This is a genomic window from Microbulbifer sp. S227A (genome assembly GCF_049800935.1).
This window is the reverse complement of the sequence record NZ_JBNAFZ010000001.1, coordinates 21,491-39,021: the sequence shown is the minus strand read 5'-3', so window position 1 is coordinate 39,021 and position 17,531 is coordinate 21,491. Positions and strand designations below refer to the sequence as shown.

Here is a 17,531-nt window from a genome sequence, read left to right as displayed (position 1 = left end):
AATAGTGGATTTCCTTCCGGGTACAACCGGAGCATGGCGGCGCGGGCGCACATGGTACGCGCGTGCGCGCACAGGTGCTTGCCCCGTTGCCTCTCTCTGCGCGCCGGGCTATGCCAAAGACGGCAGATGGAGGCATAACATGAGCAGAGCATTTGTTTTTCCCGGTCAGGGCGCGCAGGCGATCGGCATGGGACAGGCGCTGGCCGCCGCGTATCCGGCGGCACAGGCGGTATTTGACGAGGTGGACGAGGCGCTGAGCGAGAAGTTGAGCGCGCTGATCTGGGACGGCGACATCGCGGAACTGACGCTGACGCGCAATGCGCAGCCGGCGCTGATGGCGACATCGATGGCGGCGATGCGCGCGCTGGAGACCGAGGGGGTCGGCATCGAAGCCGCCAGCCATGTGGCCGGGCATTCGCTGGGAGAATATTCCGCGCTGGCGGCGGCGGGGGCGCTGAGCGTGGGCGACACGGCCAAGTTGCTGCGGACGCGGGGGCAGGCGATGCAGGATGCCGTCCCGGTGGGACAGGGCGCGATGGCGGCGGTTCTGGGGCTGGACCTTGCCACCGTGCGCGAGGTCGCCGAGGCCGCCGCCGAGGGCGAGGTATGCCAGGCCGCGAATGACAATGACCCGACGCAGGTTGTGGTCTCGGGTGCCAAGGGTGCGGTCGAACGCGCGGCGGCCATTGCCAAGGAGCGCGGCGCCAAGCGGGCGATCATGTTGCCGGTGAGCGCGCCGTTCCATTGTGCGCTGATGCAGCCCGCGGCCGACGTGATGGCGCAGGCGCTGGCAGAAGTGGCGATCAAGGCCCCGGCGGTGCCCGTGGTGGCGAATGTACGTGCCGAGGCGGTCAGCGATCCGGACGTGATCCGGGCGCTGCTGGTCGAACAGGTCACGGGTGCCGTGCGCTGGCGCGAAAGTGTCGAATGCATGGGCGCGCAAGGCGTCGGCGAGGCGTGGGAGATCGGCGCGGGCAAGGCCCTGTCGGGGATGATCCGCAAGATCAACCGCGAGATCGCCTGCAAGGCGGTTGGCGCGCCGGATGATGTCAAGGCCGCTGCCGTGAGCCTCGGCTAAGCAGAAAAGGAAGTCGAAATGTTTGATCTGACAGGAAAATGCGCGCTGATTACCGGTGCGTCTGGCGGAATTGGCGGCGGTATCGCGCGTGCGCTGCACGGGGCGGGGGCAACGGTCGGATTGTCGGGGACGCGGGTTGAACCGCTCCAGGCGCTGGCCGGCGAACTTGGCGAGCGGGCCCATGTGCTGCCCTGCAACCTGAGCGATCCTGACGCGGTGGATGCGCTGCCCAAACAGGCAGCGGAAGCGATGGGTGCGGTGGATATCCTGGTCAACAATGCCGGTATCACCCGCGACAACCTGTTCATGCGGATGTCGGTGGAGGAATGGCAGGGCGTGCTCGATGTCAACCTGACGGCGACGTTCCGGCTCTGCAAGGGCGTGATGCGCGGCATGATGAAATCCCGTTGGGGCCGGATCGTGAATATCAGTTCGGTGGTCGGCGCGACCGGCAATCCGGGACAAGCCAATTATGCGGCGTCAAAGGCGGGTATGGTCGGGATGTCCAAGAGCCTGGCCTATGAGGTGGCAAGCCGGGGCATCACCGTCAACGCGGTCGCGCCCGGTTTCATCACGACGGCGATGACCGACAAGCTGACCGATGACCAGAAATCCGGTATCCTGGGGCAGGTGCCCGCCGGACGCATGGGAGATGCAGAAGAGATCGCCGCCGCGGTGCTGTATCTGGCGAGCCCCGAGGCCGGCTATGTCACCGGCGCGACCCTGCATGTGAATGGCGGGATGGCGATGCTGTAGCGTCATGACGATCGTCCCGGTGGTCGGAATTTGACGCGCCGGGACGGAGCAGGCGAAACACCAGGTAGCTGAGGATCAGCAGGGCGAGGATGAGGAGCAGGCTTTGCGCTTCGTGCAGCTGAATCATGGAACGTGCTCCTTGCGGCGTTTGCCTGGCGGCCAAGGGGGGTATGTGCATGGGTTTCATGCCGCCCCCTGGGGCCTTCGGCCCTTGTTTCGCGTATGAGGACAGTCTATCTCCGAAAAAGGACAATTTTTCGGCAGGTTCTAGACCTAATGATGAAGTGATCGGGTCTTTTCGAAAGCGTTTGCCTCTTTGCAACTCTGTGCTATAGGCGGCGCAATCTTGGCAGGCGGCGGTACAACGTCCGGCTGTCATCCCCGGAACGCCGGGAACGAGCCGCCCAATCGGGCGAAACCAACCGACCCCGAGCGGGCGAGGGCAGACTTGGGCCAAGAGCCCGCAATGGAATGAGGAAGTAACATGAGCGACGTCGCAGACCGCGTTAAGAAGATCGTTGTAGAACACCTGGGTGTTGAAGAGGACAAAGTGACCGAGAACGCTTCGTTCATCGACGATCTGGGCGCAGACAGCCTGGACACTGTCGAGCTGGTCATGGCTTTTGAAGAAGAGTTCGGCATCGAGATCCCGGATGACGCGGCCGAGACCATCCAGACCTTTGGTGATGCGGTCAAATTCATCACTTCGGCGTCCTGAACCGTTCCAGACGGATTTCAGAAGCGGCGTTTCCCTCGGGAGGCGCCGTTTTTTTATGTCCTGGGCCGTCTGCCTCTTGCGTCCGGAGGGATTCTGTAGACACCTTTGGGTTGAGGCAAGCAGACAAGAAACGGCGCAATGATCCGTTCGGTTCCCAATATCAACACGGCGCGGTTGACCCTGCGCGCGATGAAACCCGAAGACTTCAACCGTTTCGCCCAGATCTGGGCGGCGCGCGATGCGATGCGCAACAGCGGCGCGATACCGTTGAGCCGGGGCAAGGCATGGGAGGCGTTCCTGCGCAACGCGGGACACTGGGAAATGACCGGGTTCGGGCAATGGGCCGTGGTCGAGCAGAAGACGCGAATCATGGTCGGGCAGACCGGGTTCTATTTCAGCGCCTGCGCCTATGGCGAGGACTATGATCCGTTTCCCGAAGCGGGCTGGATCCTGACCCCCGAAGCGCAGGGCAGCGGGTTTGGCCGCGAGGCGGCCGAGGCCGCGCATGACTGGTTCGATCGCGTCATTCCCGGCCCGATTGTGGCGCGGGTCGCGGCCGAGAACACCGCGTCGCTGCGGCTGGCGGCGCATCTGGGCTATGAAGAGATGCGCGAAACCGAATGTGGCGGCGAATCGGTGGTGCTGCTGCGCCGCAATGGCCCCCCGGCCGCGTGAAGACGCCGCAAACAGAGCAGGTAGCGCCGAAATAGGGCGATGTTCCCTCTCGGGTTGTGCTAGCCTGTGGCTGAAACGGGTGGCCAATATCGGGGGTAAGGTCATGTTGATTTTTCCGACAATGGAATTGCAGGGCGGGCGTTGTGTCACGCTGGCCAAGGGGCGTCTGGACGAGCCGATGATCTGGCATGTGGACCCGGTTGAAACCGCGCATGGCTTTGCCGAGGCCGGGGCGAGCTGGATGCACCTGACCGATTTCGATGCGGTCGAGGGGCGTGGCGACAACGCGGCGCTGGTCGAGGAAATCATCCGCAGCGCGGGGATTCCCGTACAGCTGGGCGGCGGGTTTCACAGCCGCGAGCGGGTGGAGCATTGGATTGACAAGGGCGCGGGGCGCATCGTGGTGGGCACGCTGGCGGCGCGCGATCCACAACTTTTGCGCGAGTTGGCCAAGTTTCATCCCGACCAGATCGTGCTGGCGGTTGATGTCTGGCGCGGAAAGGTGATGACCGATGGCTGGCGCACGTCGAGCGCATGGGCACCCGAAGCCTTTGTCGAGGCGTTCGGAGAGGCACCGTTTGCCGGGATCATCATCACCGATATCGAAAACGAGCTGGACGAGGTCGAGGCGGAGTTGGGGCTGATTGCGAGCCTCGCCGCACAGGCGCGCGCGCCGGTGATCGCCAGCGGCGTGGTGCGTTCGGTCGATGATATCGCGCGGCTGACCTATATACCGAATATCGCCGGGGCGCTGGTGGGGCGCGCCCTGTTCCGCAAGACCGTGGACCTGTCCGAAGCCCTGCGGATTGCGCAGCCTGGCCCCGAACCGGTGGCCGAGTTCCAGTAGGGCGTCGATCAGGCGGGCGGCCCGGCGCGGAGCGCGGAAAGGTGCCACCTCGTGATGCGCTGTGCTCTTGCCCCGGTACCCCGGTGCAGGGTAAGAGCGGTGCGCAATGGCAAAAGGGGCAAGAGACAGTCATGCGCAGAGTAGTCGTAACCGGATTGGGGCTGGTGACACCGCTGGCGAGCGGGGTTGAGGAAAGCTGGTCCAGGCTGTTGGCCGGACAGTCGGGCGCGGGTCCGATCCAGCAATTCGATGCGGTCGCAAGCGGGGTTTCGACCACCTATGCCTGTGAAGTGCCCAAGGGTGACGGCAGCGACGGTACCTTCAATGCCGATGACTGGCTGGCCCCCAAGGAGCAGCGCAAGATCGACGATTTCATCCTGTATGGAATCGCCGCCGCCGACATGGCCTGCCGCGATGCCGGGTGGACTCCCGAGGATGAGGCCGACCGGCTGCGCACCGGGGTCATGCTTGGCTCGGGGATTGGCGGGCTGAGCTCGATTGCCGACACTGCCGTGATGATCAAGGAAAAGGGACCGCGCCGGGTGTCGCCGTTCTTTATCCCCGGGGCGCTGATCAACCTGATTTCCGGGCAGGTCAGTATCCGCTTCGGATTCAAGGGGCCGAACCATTCGGTGGTGACGGCCTGTTCCACGGGGGCGCATGCGATTGGCGATGCCAGCCGCCTGATCCAGCATGGGGATGCGGACGTGATGATCGCGGGCGGTGCCGAGGCGGCGATTTGCGAGATCGGGATTGCCGGGTTCAATGCCTGCAAGGCGCTCAGCACCAAGTATGCCGACAATCCGCAGGCCGCGAGCCGCCCCTATGACACCGATCGCGACGGGTTCGTGATGGGCGAGGGCGCGGGCGTTGTTGTGCTCGAGGAATACGAGCATGCCAAGGCGCGCGGGGCCAGGATTTACGCCGAGGTTCTGGGCTATGGCCTGTCGGGCGATGCCTATCACATCACCGCACCGTCCGAGACCGGCGATGGTGCCGAACGCTCGATGCGCGCGGCGCTTGAGGGCGCGGGGCTGACGCCTGCGGATGTGGATTACATCAACGCGCATGGCACCAGCACCATGGCCGATACCATCGAATTGAACGCGGTTGAGCGGATGATGGGGGATGCGGCGTCGAAGGTGACGATGTCATCCACCAAATCGATGACCGGGCACCTGTTGGGCGCGGCCGGCGCGATCGAGGCGATTTTCTCGATCCTGGCGATCCGTGACCAGGTGGCACCGCCGACGATCAACCTGGACAATCCGGCGGTCGAGACCTTGGTCGACCTGGCGCCCAACGCCAAGCGGGAACGCGAGATCAACGTGGCGCTGTCCAATTCCTTTGGGTTTGGCGGCACCAATGCGAGCGTCGTCTTTGGGAAAGTTGGCTGATGTGGCGTAGTCTCGCCTCGAACATGCTGACATTCCTGGTCGTCGGGCTGTTCCTGGCGGTGGGTGTCGTGCTGTGGGGGAAATCCCAGTACACGGTCCAGGGGCCGCTGTCAGAGGCGATCTGCCTGCGGGTCGAGCGTGGCTCGAACATGGGCAAGGTCAGCCGTGATCTCGAGACACAGGGCGCGGTCAGCAATGCGACGATTTTCCGGTTGGGTGCGGATTACAGCGAAAAGGCGAGCCAGCTGAAGGCCGGGAGTTTCCTGGTCAAGCCGGGCGCGTCGATGGAACAGATCGTCGATCAGTTGACACGCGGCGGGGCCAGCACCTGCGGTACCGAGATCGTCTATCGTGTTGGCGTCACCCGCACTGAGGCCCGCGTGCGCGAGCTTGACCCGGCGACGGATCAATTCGTCGAAATCGCCGCGTTTGATCCGGTTACCGAGGAGGCTCCCGAGGGCTATGTGGCGAAACGCGCCGATGCGGATACGCGGTATCGTATTGCCCTGGCGGAAGGGGTGACCAGCTGGCAGGTCGTCGAGGCGCTGAATGCCATCGATGTATTGAGCGGCGAGATCACCGAACGACCGGATGAAGGCATGCTGGCCCCTGACAGCTATGAAGTAGTGTCCGGTGCCGACCGGACGGCGCTGCTTGCGCAGATGCAACAAGTGCAGGAATTGCGGATTGCGGCCGCATGGGAGAGCCGGCAAGAGGGGTTGCCGATTGCAAGCCCCGAGGAGATGTTGATCCTGGCGTCGATCATCGAAAAGGAAACCGGGATTGCGGAAGAGCGTGGCCAGGTGGCAAGTGTTTTCGTCAATCGCCTGAACCGGGGTATGCGGCTGCAAACCGATCCGACGGTGATCTATGGGCTGACCAAGGGGCAGGGTGTGCTGGGGCGAGGATTGAGACAAAGCGAGCTCCGCAGCAACACGCCCTGGAACACCTATGTCATCGATGGGTTGCCGCCGTCGCCGATTGCCAATCCGGGAATGGCGAGCCTGGAAGCCGCCGTGGCCCCGGCGCTGACCGATTATGTGTTCTTTGTTGCGGATGGCACGGGAGGACATGCCTTTGCAGAGACGCTCGAAGAGCATAATCGCAACGTTGCGAAATGGCGTGAGATTGAGGCGCAACGGCAGAACAACTGAGCGTGTGTCGTGATGCGACAAGGTTGGTTTGGATACTCACGAGGTTGCCGGATGCAAAGCCGCTGTGAAGCGGCTTTGACAAAACGTCTTGAAAGACGTTTTGCAACGCGAATTTCAATTCGCGTTGCCCAAGGCCGTTAAAACGGCCTTGCGGCACGGCTCGAATGCAATTGTTGATTTACTATTGATAACAAACTGTTAATAGGCCCGGCCGATGGCCTGGACTTGACTCTGCGCACGGTCTCACGTATAGGTTGTGTCATGCTAGAAGACGTGGGCAACGGCCTCGGGGGTAACCCCTGGGCCGTTTTTTCGTGTCTCTCGTGCGGAGAATTTTCACGCATGAGGCAAAAGAGCAAACATGACTTTGATTACCCCGGAGGAACGCATTTCTCGGTCGGCTGATATTCTGCGGTCGCTTGAGGAATCGATACTGAGTTTGCGCAAGCGGGCGGAAGACTTGCGACTGCAGCTTGAGGCCGGGGAGGATGCAAACCTTGTGGCTGGCAGCAGAGACTTGCTGGAGGCGGAAAAGCTTATCAGCAGCTGCCGAAGAGTGGAGATGAGCCTTGACGAACATTATCGAAAACAAGCGGGAATCGTGCAGGGAAGCTTTGCCCTGGACCTCGACGCCGCCCGATCTGAGATCGGGAGCCGTCTGGCTCGCATCAGAGACAGCCGAGGTTCGTGAAGGCTTTTTGGACGGACTTGGGGAGGGAGCGCTTTTTGCGCTCCCTTTTCTTTTCGAGTTCTGGGCTTTGGAGCACCAGTTGCCGCCTGCGGGCGGCTGGCGAAGCTGGGTCATCATGGGGGGGCGCGGTGCGGGCAAGACCCGGGCCGGGGCGGAATGGGTGCGTAGCCAGGTCGAGGGCGCGCGCCCTTTGGACCCGGGAGCCAAGCAGCGCGTGGCCCTGGTTGGCGAGACCTATGATCAGGTGCGGGATGTCATGGTGTTTGGTGACAGCGGTATCCTGGCCTGTTCGCCGCCGGATCGGAGGCCGCAATGGAAATCCTCCGAACGCAAGCTGGTCTGGCCGAACGGCGCGGTGGCGCAGGTGTTTTCGGCGCATGATCCTGAAGGATTGCGCGGGCCGCAATTCGATGCGGCCTGGGTTGATGAACTGGCCAAGTGGAAGAAGGCGCGCGAGACCTGGGACATGTTGCAGTTTGCATTGCGACTTGGGGAATTGCCGCAGGTCTGCGTGACGACGACGCCACGGAATGTGGGGGTTCTCAAAGAGCTATTGGCCGCGTCTTCCACGGTTGTCACGCATGCTCCGACCGAGGCGAACCGGGCCAACCTGGCGGCGAGTTTCCTTGAGGAGGTGCGCAGCCGTTACGAAGGGACGCGTCTGGGGAGGCAGGAACTGGACGGCGTGTTGCTGGCGGATGCGGAGGGTGCGTTGTGGACGACGGAGATGCTGCAATCCGCGCGGATTGAGACTGCACCGGCCTTTGACCGGGTGGTTGTCGCGCTGGACCCGTCGGTGAGCGCGGGGGCTGCGGCGGACGAATGCGGGATCGTGGTGGTCGGAGCGCAAACCGACGGGCCGCCACAGGATTGGCGGGCTTGTGTGCTGGCCGATTGTACGGTGCAGGGTGTCGGGCCGGCCGGTTGGGCGCGTGCGGCGATCATGGCCATGGAGCGGTTCGGTGCCGAGCGATTGGTGGCCGAGGTCAACCAGGGGGGGCAGCTTGTCGAGGAGGTTCTCAGGCAGGTGGACCCGCTGGTTCCGTTCAAGGCGGTTCATGCGTCGCGGGGCAAGGTGGCGCGGGCGGAGCCGGTGGCCGCCTTGTACGAGCAGGGCCGCGTGCGCCATCTGCGGGGTCTGGGCGATCTGGAAGAGCAGATGTGCCTGATGACACCACGCGGATACGAGGGGCAGGGGTCGCCGGACCGTGTGGATGCGCTGGTCTGGGCCCTGCACGATCTGTTGATTGCCCCGGCGGCGGCCTATCGTCGGCCGCGCCTGCGGTCGCTGTAGCGGAGCCGGACCACCGTACGGTGGGTTTTTAGAATTTTACCAAAGCCACGTCAGAAAGGTCGCCAACAACCCGGCGGCGCGGAAATGGCGCGCGGTTCAGATCAAACAGGAGCATCGGGAATGGTTTTTGATTTCTTGCGCCGCGGCGCAAAGACCGAGGTGCCGAATACCAAGGCAAGCGCGACAGGACCGGTTGTCGCCTATCACTCGGCAGGGCGCGTGGCCTGGAGCCCGCGCGACACAGTTTCGTTGACGCGAACGGGTTTTTCCGGAAACCCGGTCGGGTTCCGGTCGGTCAAGTTGATTGCCGAGGCGGCGGCGGCGCTGCCTCTGGTCTTGCAGGACCAGCATCAACGCTATGATGCGCATCCGGTTCTTGGCCTGGTGCGGCAACCCAACGCGGCGCAGGGTCGGGCCGAGTTGATGGAGGCGCTGTTCGGCCAGCTGCTGTTGTCGGGCAATGCCTATGTCGAGGCGGTGGGTGGCGAAGACGGCTTGCCGCTGGAACTGCATGTGCTGCGTTCGGACCGGATGAAGGTTGTGCCCGGCACGGATGGCTGGCCGGTGGCTTATGAATACAGCGTGGGCGGGCGCAAGCATCGATTTGACGCCGCGGGGTCGGTTTCGCCGGTCTGTCACGTCAAATCGTTCCATCCGCAGGATGACCATTACGGGTTCTCGCCGATGCAGGCGGCGGCAATGGCGGTGGACGTGCACAACAGCGCATCGCGGTGGTCCAAGGCGTTGCTGGACAATGCGGCACGTCCGAGCGGGGCGCTGGTGTTCAATAGCTCTGACGGGCACGGGGCGATGGCGGATGACCAGTATCGTCGCCTGTCCGAGGAAATCGAGGCGAATTACCAGGGTGCGCGCAATGCCGGACGTCCGATGGTGCTGGAAGGGGGGCTTGACTGGAAGCCGATGGGCTTTTCTCCGAGCGACATGGAATTCCAGAAAACCAAGGAGGCGGCGGCGCGCGAGATTGCCCTGGCGTTCGGGGTGCCCCCGATGCTGATCGGGATCCAGGGGGACGCGACCTATGCCAATTACCAGGAGGCAAACCGGGCGTTTTACCGGTTGACGGTGCTGCCGCTGGCGACACGTGTTGCGTCGGCGCTGAGCGATTGGCTGTCGCAGTTCACCGGCGAGGTGTTCGAGCTGAAACCGGATCTCGACCAGGTGCCTGCATTGTCAGCAGAGCGGGACGCACAGTGGAAACGGGTGTCACAGGCGCAATTCCTGAGTGACGCGGAAAAGCGGTCGCTGCTCGGACTGCCGGCACAGGGGATTGCAGATGACGGCACCCCATGACTCCGACACTCCGCGCGGCTTTGCCGTGATTGATGGGATGAGCTCGATGCTGCACCAGCTGGAAAAGCGGGTGGTGGCGGTTGAAGCGGCGATTGCAACCATAGAAACGGATCGGGCCGTGAACGAAGAAAAACGCAAGTTCATGGAGGCCAGGTTCAACCAGATCGACCGGCGCCTGGACAAGATCGACGGGCATATTTCGCGTCTGGTCTGGCTTATCATCGCGGCCATTCTCGGCGGTTTCATGTCATTCGTGATGCAGGGAAATATCTTGAATGTTTAATACGAAGTGGATCAGTGGACCCGCTTTGACGGTGGGGATTTGCCTGGCGTTGACACCGGCGGTTTTTGGTGTCGGCCCGTGGCTGGAGAGCCGGTTGTTTCCGGTGGTGCGTGACACCCGCATCAGCCAGCCGCATGAATCCAGCGACGGGATCAGCTTTTTCGTGGCGTTTCGCAAGGTGCGCCAATGCGAGTTCATGGCGCTGGTTTGGTACGAGAACGCCACGCGGCTGGTGGTGGATTTTGAACCCGATGCCGACCAGTCGCCGCGAACGCGACCGACGGGCGAGCAATATACCGGCCCCTGGCTGGTGCGGGGGCTTCAGAGCCTCGAGCGCAGCCAGGCCTATGTCTATCACCGGTGCCACCCGCTGTGGATCACGATTTCGACCTTCCACGACGGCTGAGCGGGCCGGCGGATATCATCAAGGAGATTTGTCATGACGCAGGACTTTGGTCTTGAACACAAGTTTGCCCGCTTTGGGGACGCGCTGAGCGTCACAGAGGGTGCCGTGATCGCGGGATATGCCAGCCTTTTCGGGCAGGTCGATCAGGGTGGCGACGTGGTGCAGAAGGGGGCCTATCGGGCTTCGATCCGCGCCCTCGAGGCGACCGGCCGGCGAGTCAAGATGCTGTGGCAGCACGACCCGGCCCAGCCGATTGGCGTCTGGGACGAGGTGCGCGAGGATGACCGGGGCCTTTGGGTCAAGGGGCGGTTGCTGGACAGTACCCAGAAGGGGCGCGAGGCGGCGGCCCTGGTCGAGGCGGGGGCCATTGACGGGCTGTCGATCGGCTATCGCACGACGAAGGCAGGCAAGACAGACAAGGGCCAACGGCTCTTGACGGAACTGGAGCTTTGGGAGGTGTCGCTGGTGACCTTTCCGATGCTGCCCAGTGCGCGGGTGGCGGCGAAGGGCGATACGCTGACGACCGAAACCGTTCTGCGCGAATTGGCGGCGACACTGGAGAGTGCGCGGCTGGACCTGGCGCGCCGCTGAACGCGCCAATTTCTCACCCTTAGACAGGATGTTCCGATGAGCAATACCGAGCGGCTGGAAACGGCCCAGGAAGGTGCGCCCCTGGTTCGGGAGGTGAAGCAGGCGATGGCCGGCTTCGTAAGCGAATTCAAGGGCTTTCAAAGCGAGATGAATATGAAACTTCAGAAAACAGAAGAGCGACTGACCATGCTGGATCGTAAATCACAACTCGCGGCACGCCCGCGCCTGTCCGCTGCAACCGAGGAAGCCGCACCGCACCAGAAGGCCTTCAACGCCTATCTGCGCAGCGGCGATGACGATGGTCTGCGCGGCCTTGAGCTGGCGGGCAAGTCGATGACCACGGCGGTCAACAGCGACGGTGGTTACCTGGTGGATCCGCAGACCTCGGAAACGGTTCAGTCGGTGCTGCATTCCACGGCGTCGCTGCGTTCGATCGCCTCGGTGGTGAATGTCGAGGCGACCAGCTTTGACGTGCTGGTGGACCATTCCGATGTTGGCGCGGGCTGGGCCACCGAGACCGGTACGCAGGCCGAGACCGATACCCCGCAGATCGACCGCATCACCATCCCGCTGCACGAGCTGAGCGCGCTGCCCAAGGCGAGCCAGCGGCTGCTGGATGACAGCGCCTTTGACATCGAGGGCTGGCTGGCGTCGCGCATCGCCGACAAGTTTGCCCGCGCCGAGGCGGCGGCGTTCGTTTCCGGCGATGGCGTTGACAAGCCGCGTGGCGTTCTGAGCCATGCGACGATCGAGAACGACAACTGGGCCTGGGGCAGCCTTGGCTATGTTGCCAGCGGTGTGGACGGCGATGTCGGCCCCGGCGACGCCATTGTCGACCTGGTTTATGCCCTGGGGGCGCAGTATCGCGCCAACGCCACCTTTGTGATGAATTCCAAGACCGCCGGCCTGGTGCGCAAGCTCAAGGATGCGGATGGCCGGTTCCTGTGGTCCGATGGTCTTGCGGCGGGCGAGCCCGCGCGTCTGATGGGGTATCCCGTGGTGATCGCCGAGGACATGCCCGATGCGGCGAGCGGGTCGTTCTCGATTGCCTTTGGTGATTTCAATGCCGGCTATACGATTGCCGAGCGCCCCGATCTGCGCGTGCTGCGCGATCCGTTCAGCGCCAAGCCGCATGTTCTGTTCTATGCAACCAAGCGCGTCGGCGGCGACGTGTCCGACTTTGCCGCGATCAAGTTGCTGAAATTCGGCACGTCCTAAACCGTGCCGGACGCGGGGCCAATTGACCGGCCCCGCGGTGGGCGCGCGCCACACGAGACCCTTCATGTTGTCTAGCTGCTCCCCTCCGTCCGAGCAATGTGAAGCGGCGCGCGTCCATCAAGACAGAACGATTTGGCCCGGAGGGGTCCGAGCTTGCGGAGTGAAATGATGATGTTGATCGAAGAGACCACCGTGCCCGACGCGGCGCTGCCGGTGGCAGAATTCAGGGCGCATTTGCGGCTGGGAACCGGGTTTGGCGATGAGAGCCTTCAGGACGGGGTTCTGAACTGTTTTCTGCGGGCGGCGATCGCGGCAATCGAGGCACGGACCGGCAAGGTTCTGATTTCCCGCGAATTCACCTGGACCTTGACCGGTTGGCGCGATCGCGCGGGACAGGTTTTGCCGGTGGCCCCGGTGCGCGCCATCAACGAGGTGCTGTTGATCGACGAGATCGACAGGGAATCCGAACTGGCGCATGACGCGTTTCGCCTGGAGCCCGACAGCCAGCGCCCGCGCCTGCGTCCGGCGGGGTCGCTTTTGCCGATGATCAAGACCGGTGGCTCGGTACGCATCGCCTTTACGGCGGGTTTTGCGGAAAGCTGGGGCGGGTTGCCCGCCGATCTTGGCCAGGCGGTGATGTTGCTTGCGGCGCATTACTATGAACATCGCAACGAGACATCGCTGAGCGACGGCAGCATGCCCTTTGGCGTGAGCAGCCTGATCCAGCGCTATCGCACGATGCGCATCGGCGTCGGGGTGGCGCGATGAGCGGGGTGCATCTTGGCCGGAAGCTGCTGCTTGAGGCGCCGCGCCGGGTGCCGGATGGCGCCGGCGGGTTTTCCGAGAGCTGGGACGTGCTGGGCGAGCTGTGGGCGGATGTCCAGGCCCGGTCGGGGCGCGAACGGAACGAAGCCGGCGTGGTGGTTTCGTCGGTTGGCTACCGGATCGTGGTGCGCGCCGCGCCGAACGGGTCGGCGGCCCGCCCGATGCCGAACCAGCGATTTCGCGAAGGCGCGCGCCTGTTCGTGATCCGGGCCGTGGCCGAACGCGATAGCGATGGCCGCTATCTGACATGTTTTGCGGACGAGGAGGTCGTGGCATGAGCTATGCAATGGCGAGTGCGCTACAGGCGGCGGTTTATCAACGCCTGCTGGCCGATCCCGGTGTCAGCGGGCTGGTCGGGGCGGCGGTGTTCGACGCGGTGCCCGAGGGCGAGCTGCCCGAGATTTACGTGACGCTGGGCACCGAGACGGTTCGCGACCGCTCGGATGCCGCCGGGACGGGGGCGGAACATCGCTTTACCGTTTCGGTGGTCAGCTCGGCCGCGGGCTTTGGCGTGGCCAAGGAGGTTGCGGGCGCGGTGAGCGATGCCCTGTCCGATGCCCGTCCGACCCTGAGCCGGGGCCGCGTGATCGGCCTGTGGTTCGAGCGGGCCCAGGCGCGCAAGACCGGTACGGCAGGGCGCATCAGGCAGATCGACCTGCGGTTTCGCGCCCGGCTCGAAGACAACTGAATACTGATATTTTCGGAGATACGATATGGCTGCCCAGAACGGAAAAGACCTGTTGGTCAAAGTCGACATGACCGGCGATGGCCTGTTTGAAACCATTGCGGGGCTGCGCGCGACGCGTGTCAGCTTTAACGCCGAAACGGTGGATGTCACCAGCCTTGAAAGCCAGGGGGGATGGCGCGAATTGCTCTCGGGGGCGGGAGTCAAATCCGCTGCCATCTCGGGATCGGGCGTGTTCAAGGACGCGGGCACGGACGAGCGCGCGCGGCAATTGTTCTTTGATGGCGAGACCCCGAGTTTCCAGGTTGTCATCCCGGAATTCGGCATTGTCCAGGGACCGTTCCAGGTGACTGCCATCGAATATGCCGGGAGTCACAACGGCGAGGCGACATACGAGATGTCGATGGCCAGCGCCGGTGCGCTGAACTTTACGGCGCTGTGATCCGATGGCCAATCCGTGGACGGGAGAGGTGGCCCTGGTCATCGATGGGCAGCGGCGGGTGCTGAAGCTGACGCTTGGGGCATTGGCCGAGTTGGAACAAGTGCTTGAGACGCCATCGCTGGTGGCCCTGGTCGAGCGGTTCGAGAATTCGTCGTTTTCGATGCGTGACGTGATGGCGCTGCTGGCGGCGGGCCTGCGCGGAGGCGGAGTCGAGCTGAGTGCGGGGGAGCTGGCACGGGCCGAGATCGAGGGCGGCCCGATGCAGGCGGCGCGGGTGGCGGCGGAATTGCTGGCGCGGGCCTTCATGGTGCCCGGCGAAACATGAGCGGGTTCGACTGGCCCGCGCTGATGCGGGCCGGTGTGCAGGGGCTGCGGTTGCGACCGGACGAGTTCTGGCAGCTGACCCCTGCGGAATTGCGGCTGATGCTGGGACAGGGTGCGGCAAGTTCCGCCCTGTCGCGCAGCGGGCTGGAGGCGCTTTTGGAGGCGTATCCGGACAGGCAACGAGGAGAGGGCGATGAGTGATCGTGATGGAATAGCCAATCTCGAAGACCAGGCGGAAGCGCTGGAGGACAGCCTTGGGGCGGCGGCCAACATGGCTGCGGGTTTTGACAGCGAGCTGCGCCGGGTCCGCGATGCCCTGTCGGCGACGGGCAAGGATGTCTCGACATTGGAACGCGGCATGTCCAAGGGGTTGCGGCGCGCGTTTGATGGATTGGTGTTTGATGGAATGAAGCTGTCGGACGCGCTGGAAACCGTTGCAAAGTCGATGATCCAGACCAGTTATTCGGCGGCGGTGAAACCGGTGGCCAATCATTTCGGCGGGCTGCTGGCGGATGGGGTCAACGGGATAGTCGAGGGGCTTTTGCCGTTTGCGGATGGCGGGAGCTTTTCGCAGGGGCGCGTCATGCCCTTTGCAAATGGCGGGGTTGTGTCCGGGCCGGTGACTTTTCCGATGCGGGGCGGAACCGGGTTGATGGGCGAAGCGGGACCCGAAGCGATCATGCCCCTGGCGCGTGGCGCGGATGGCAAGCTGGGCGTGCGCAGCGCCGGCGGTCGTGCGGTCAGCGTCGTGATGAACATTTCCACACCGGATGTGCAGGGGTTCAACCGAAGCCAGGGCCAGATCGCGGCCCAGATGAGCCGGGCGCTGAGCCGTGGAAATCGCAACCGGTAACTCGGACGACAAGGGGAGAACAGGATGAACTTTCACGAGGTGAGATTCCCGGCTTCGCTGAGCTTTGGCTCGGTCGGCGGACCGGAGCGGCGCACCGATGTGGTGACGCTGGCCAACGGGTTCGAAGAGCGCAACACGCCCTGGGCCCATTCCAGGCGGCGCTATGATGCGGGTCTTGGCATGCGCTCATTGGACGATGTCGAAACCCTGATTGCCTTTTTCGAGGCACGTCACGGGCAGATGTTCGGATTCCGCTGGAAGGATTGGTCCGATTTCAAGTCGGGCCGGGCCTCGGCCGAGACGGCGTTCGATGACCAGGTGATCGCCACGGCGGACGGGGTGCAGACGGCATTCCAGCTGGTCAAGACCTACAGGTCGGGCGCGTTTTCCTATGAACGCCCGATCAGCAAACCGGTTGCGGGCACCGTGCGTATTGGCATCGAGCAGGATGAAATGCGTGAAACAGTGGATTACGAGATCGATCTGACCACCGGCGTCGTGCGGTTCGACAAGCCGCCCGCGAGCACCATGCGCATCATGGCGGGATTTGAATTCGATGTGCCGGTTCGCTTTGACACCGACCGAATCCAGACCAGCGTGGCCAGTTTCCAGGCAGGCGATGTTCCAAACGTTCCGGTTGTGGAGGTCCGTGTCTGATGGCGGGAATGGATGAGGCGTTCAGGGCGCATGTCGCGACCGGATTGACGACCCTGTGTCGATGCTGGGCGATTACCCGGCAGGACGGCGTTGTTCTGGGGTTCACGGATCACGATGTTGCGCTGGAATTCGAGGATGTGCAGTTCAAGGCCGATAGCGGCCTGTCGGCCCTCGCGTTGCAACAGAGCACCGGCCTTTCGGTTGACAATACCGAGGCGCTCGGTGCCCTGAGCGATGCGTCGGTCAAGGCCGAGGATATCGATGCCGGCCGTTTTGACGGGGCCGAGGTGCGGGCCTGGCTGGTGAACTGGGCCGATGTTGACACCCGGTGGCTGCAATTTAGTGGTTCGATCGGAGAGTTGCGACGGGTCGGTGGCGCGTTTCACGCGGAATTGCGCGGTTTGACGGAAAACCTGAACCGGCCCATGGGGCGGATTTACCAGAAACCCTGCACCGCGGTTCTGGGTGACGGGTCCTGCCGTTTCACGCTCGATACGCCCGGGTACCGGGATGAGCGTGCGGTCGAGGAGATTTCCGATGGCCGCAGCTTTGCGTGGAGCGGAATGGATGAGTTTGAGCCGGGGTGGTTCCTGCGCGGGCGTCTGACGGTTCTGAGCGGTGCGGCGCAGGGCTTGTGGGGAATGATCCGGCAGGACCACGTGATCGGCAACACGCGGCAGATCGAGCTGTGGGAGCCGATCCGGGCGGCGATCAATTACGGCGACGTGGTGCGCCTTGACGCGGGCTGTGACAAGCGCATGGAAACCTGTCGCCTGAAGTTCAACAACATTTTGAACTTTCAGGGATTTCCGGACCTGCCCTCGGAGGATTGGGTAATGGCGGTGCCCAAGCAGAGCCGCAGGAATACCGGCGGGAGCCGCAGATGAGCGATATCATTGTAAAGGCCGCGCGCGGCTGGATCGGGACGCCGTATCGGCACCAGGCCGCCTGTCGCGGGGCAGGGACGGATTGCTTGGGGCTCGTGCGCGGAGTCTGGCGCGAGATCATGGGCGGGGAACCCGAGATCCCGCCCGCCTATTCCATGGACTGGTCCGAACCACAGGGGCAGGAGCGCCTCTGGCAGGCGGCAACGCGGCACCTTTGCGAACAGCCATGCGAGGCCGGTCGCGTCGAGATTGGCGATGTCATCCTGTTCAGGATGCGCAGCGGGGCCGTTGCGAAACATCTGGGTATCGTGTCCGAGATCGGCGAGGCGGCAGCATTCATACATGCCTATGAACGGTACGGGGTGGTCGAAAGCCGGCTGAGCGATCCCTGGCGGCGGCGCGTGGTCGCACGTTTCAAATTTCCCTTGGAGGCTTAGTC

General features: G+C 63.5%; 24 protein-coding genes. All 24 read left to right on the top strand.

Annotation, left to right across the window (positions count from 1 at the left end; all coding sequences use genetic code 11):
* Positions 1-139 precede the first annotated feature (139 nt).
* Positions 140-1,078 (top strand): ACP S-malonyltransferase, encoded by a 939-nt coding sequence (gene fabD, locus ACP15R_RS00185; protein WP_424984341.1) that lies wholly within the window; start codon positions 140-142, stop codon positions 1,076-1,078.
* 18 nt (positions 1,079-1,096) lie between these two features.
* Positions 1,097-1,834 carry a 3-oxoacyl-[acyl-carrier-protein] reductase gene (fabG, locus tag ACP15R_RS00180; RefSeq protein ID WP_424984340.1) on the top strand — a complete coding sequence of 246 codons (738 nt, stop codon included), beginning with the start codon at positions 1,097-1,099 and terminating at the stop codon, positions 1,832-1,834.
* A 484-nt stretch (positions 1,835-2,318) separates the two neighbouring features.
* Positions 2,319-2,552 carry an acyl carrier protein gene (locus ACP15R_RS00175; protein ID WP_424984339.1) on the top strand — a complete coding sequence of 78 codons (234 nt, stop codon included), beginning with the start codon at positions 2,319-2,321 and terminating at the stop codon, positions 2,550-2,552.
* A 138-nt stretch (positions 2,553-2,690) separates the two neighbouring features.
* Positions 2,691-3,227 (top strand): GNAT family N-acetyltransferase, encoded by a 537-nt coding sequence (locus ACP15R_RS00170; RefSeq protein ID WP_424984338.1) that lies wholly within the window; start codon positions 2,691-2,693, stop codon positions 3,225-3,227.
* 103 nt (positions 3,228-3,330) lie between these two features.
* Positions 3,331-4,074 carry a HisA/HisF-related TIM barrel protein gene (locus tag ACP15R_RS00165; RefSeq protein WP_424984337.1) on the top strand — a complete coding sequence of 248 codons (744 nt, stop codon included), beginning with the start codon at positions 3,331-3,333 and terminating at the stop codon, positions 4,072-4,074.
* 131 nt (positions 4,075-4,205) lie between these two features.
* A complete protein-coding gene (fabF, locus tag ACP15R_RS00160) occupies positions 4,206-5,471 on the top strand; it encodes a beta-ketoacyl-ACP synthase II (protein WP_424984336.1) in 1,266 nt (421 codons plus the stop codon).
* Positions 5,471-6,625, top strand: a complete 1,155-nt coding sequence (gene mltG, locus ACP15R_RS00155; RefSeq protein ID WP_424984335.1) for an endolytic transglycosylase MltG — start codon at positions 5,471-5,473, stop codon at positions 6,623-6,625. Before fabF ends, mltG begins: the two co-directional genes overlap by 1 nt.
* A gap of 361 nt (positions 6,626-6,986) precedes the next feature.
* Positions 6,987-7,316, top strand: a complete 330-nt coding sequence (locus ACP15R_RS00150) for a hypothetical protein (protein ID WP_424984334.1) — start codon at positions 6,987-6,989, stop codon at positions 7,314-7,316.
* A 79-nt stretch (positions 7,317-7,395) separates the two neighbouring features.
* Positions 7,396-8,610, top strand: a complete 1,215-nt coding sequence (locus tag ACP15R_RS00145) for a DNA-packaging protein (RefSeq protein WP_424984333.1) — start codon at positions 7,396-7,398, stop codon at positions 8,608-8,610.
* 120 nt (positions 8,611-8,730) lie between these two features.
* Positions 8,731-9,921, top strand: a complete 1,191-nt coding sequence (locus ACP15R_RS00140) for a phage portal protein (protein WP_424984332.1) — start codon at positions 8,731-8,733, stop codon at positions 9,919-9,921.
* Positions 9,905-10,204 (top strand): hypothetical protein, encoded by a 300-nt coding sequence (locus tag ACP15R_RS00135; RefSeq protein WP_424984331.1) that lies wholly within the window; start codon positions 9,905-9,907, stop codon positions 10,202-10,204. Before ACP15R_RS00140 ends, ACP15R_RS00135 begins: the two co-directional genes overlap by 17 nt.
* A complete protein-coding gene (locus ACP15R_RS00130) occupies positions 10,197-10,610 on the top strand; it encodes a hypothetical protein (protein ID WP_424984330.1) in 414 nt (137 codons plus the stop codon). Before ACP15R_RS00135 ends, ACP15R_RS00130 begins: the two co-directional genes overlap by 8 nt.
* A 33-nt stretch (positions 10,611-10,643) precedes the next feature.
* The gene (locus ACP15R_RS00125) at positions 10,644-11,201 is read left to right on the top strand and encodes an HK97 family phage prohead protease (protein ID WP_424984329.1); all 558 of its coding nucleotides are present in this window, start codon (positions 10,644-10,646) and stop codon (positions 11,199-11,201) included.
* Positions 11,202-11,237: 36 nt separating this feature from the next.
* Positions 11,238-12,419, top strand: a complete 1,182-nt coding sequence (locus tag ACP15R_RS00120; RefSeq protein WP_424984328.1) for a phage major capsid protein — start codon at positions 11,238-11,240, stop codon at positions 12,417-12,419.
* A gap of 168 nt (positions 12,420-12,587) precedes the next feature.
* Entirely contained in the window at positions 12,588-13,187 is a 600-nt protein-coding gene (locus ACP15R_RS00115) for a head-tail connector protein (protein ID WP_424984327.1), read from the top strand.
* The gene (locus tag ACP15R_RS00110; protein ID WP_424984326.1) at positions 13,184-13,522 is read left to right on the top strand and encodes a head-tail adaptor protein; all 339 of its coding nucleotides are present in this window, start codon (positions 13,184-13,186) and stop codon (positions 13,520-13,522) included. The genes ACP15R_RS00115 and ACP15R_RS00110 overlap by 4 nt, the downstream gene beginning before the upstream one ends.
* Complete coding sequence (locus ACP15R_RS00105; protein ID WP_424984325.1) at positions 13,519-13,932, top strand: DUF3168 domain-containing protein; 414 nt, start codon at positions 13,519-13,521, stop codon at positions 13,930-13,932. The genes ACP15R_RS00110 and ACP15R_RS00105 overlap by 4 nt, the downstream gene beginning before the upstream one ends.
* A 25-nt stretch (positions 13,933-13,957) precedes the next feature.
* Entirely contained in the window at positions 13,958-14,371 is a 414-nt protein-coding gene (locus ACP15R_RS00100; RefSeq protein ID WP_424984324.1) for a phage major tail protein, TP901-1 family, read from the top strand.
* Positions 14,372-14,375: 4 nt separating this feature from the next.
* Positions 14,376-14,696, top strand: a complete 321-nt coding sequence (locus tag ACP15R_RS00095; protein WP_424984323.1) for a gene transfer agent family protein — start codon at positions 14,376-14,378, stop codon at positions 14,694-14,696.
* Complete coding sequence (locus ACP15R_RS00090; RefSeq protein ID WP_424984322.1) at positions 14,693-14,896, top strand: rcc01693 family protein; 204 nt, start codon at positions 14,693-14,695, stop codon at positions 14,894-14,896. Before ACP15R_RS00095 ends, ACP15R_RS00090 begins: the two co-directional genes overlap by 4 nt.
* On the top strand, positions 14,889-15,548 hold the full coding sequence (locus ACP15R_RS00085) for a phage tail tape measure protein (protein WP_424984321.1): 660 nt from the start codon (positions 14,889-14,891) through the stop codon (positions 15,546-15,548). Before ACP15R_RS00090 ends, ACP15R_RS00085 begins: the two co-directional genes overlap by 8 nt.
* A 24-nt stretch (positions 15,549-15,572) precedes the next feature.
* On the top strand, positions 15,573-16,205 hold the full coding sequence (locus ACP15R_RS00080) for a phage distal tail protein, Rcc01695 family (protein WP_424984320.1): 633 nt from the start codon (positions 15,573-15,575) through the stop codon (positions 16,203-16,205).
* Entirely contained in the window at positions 16,205-17,092 is an 888-nt protein-coding gene (locus ACP15R_RS00075; protein WP_424984319.1) for a DUF2163 domain-containing protein, read from the top strand. The genes ACP15R_RS00080 and ACP15R_RS00075 overlap by 1 nt, the downstream gene beginning before the upstream one ends.
* Positions 17,089-17,529 carry a hypothetical protein gene (locus ACP15R_RS00070; protein ID WP_424984318.1) on the top strand — a complete coding sequence of 147 codons (441 nt, stop codon included), beginning with the start codon at positions 17,089-17,091 and terminating at the stop codon, positions 17,527-17,529. Before ACP15R_RS00075 ends, ACP15R_RS00070 begins: the two co-directional genes overlap by 4 nt.
* Positions 17,530-17,531: the final 2 nt, after the last annotated feature.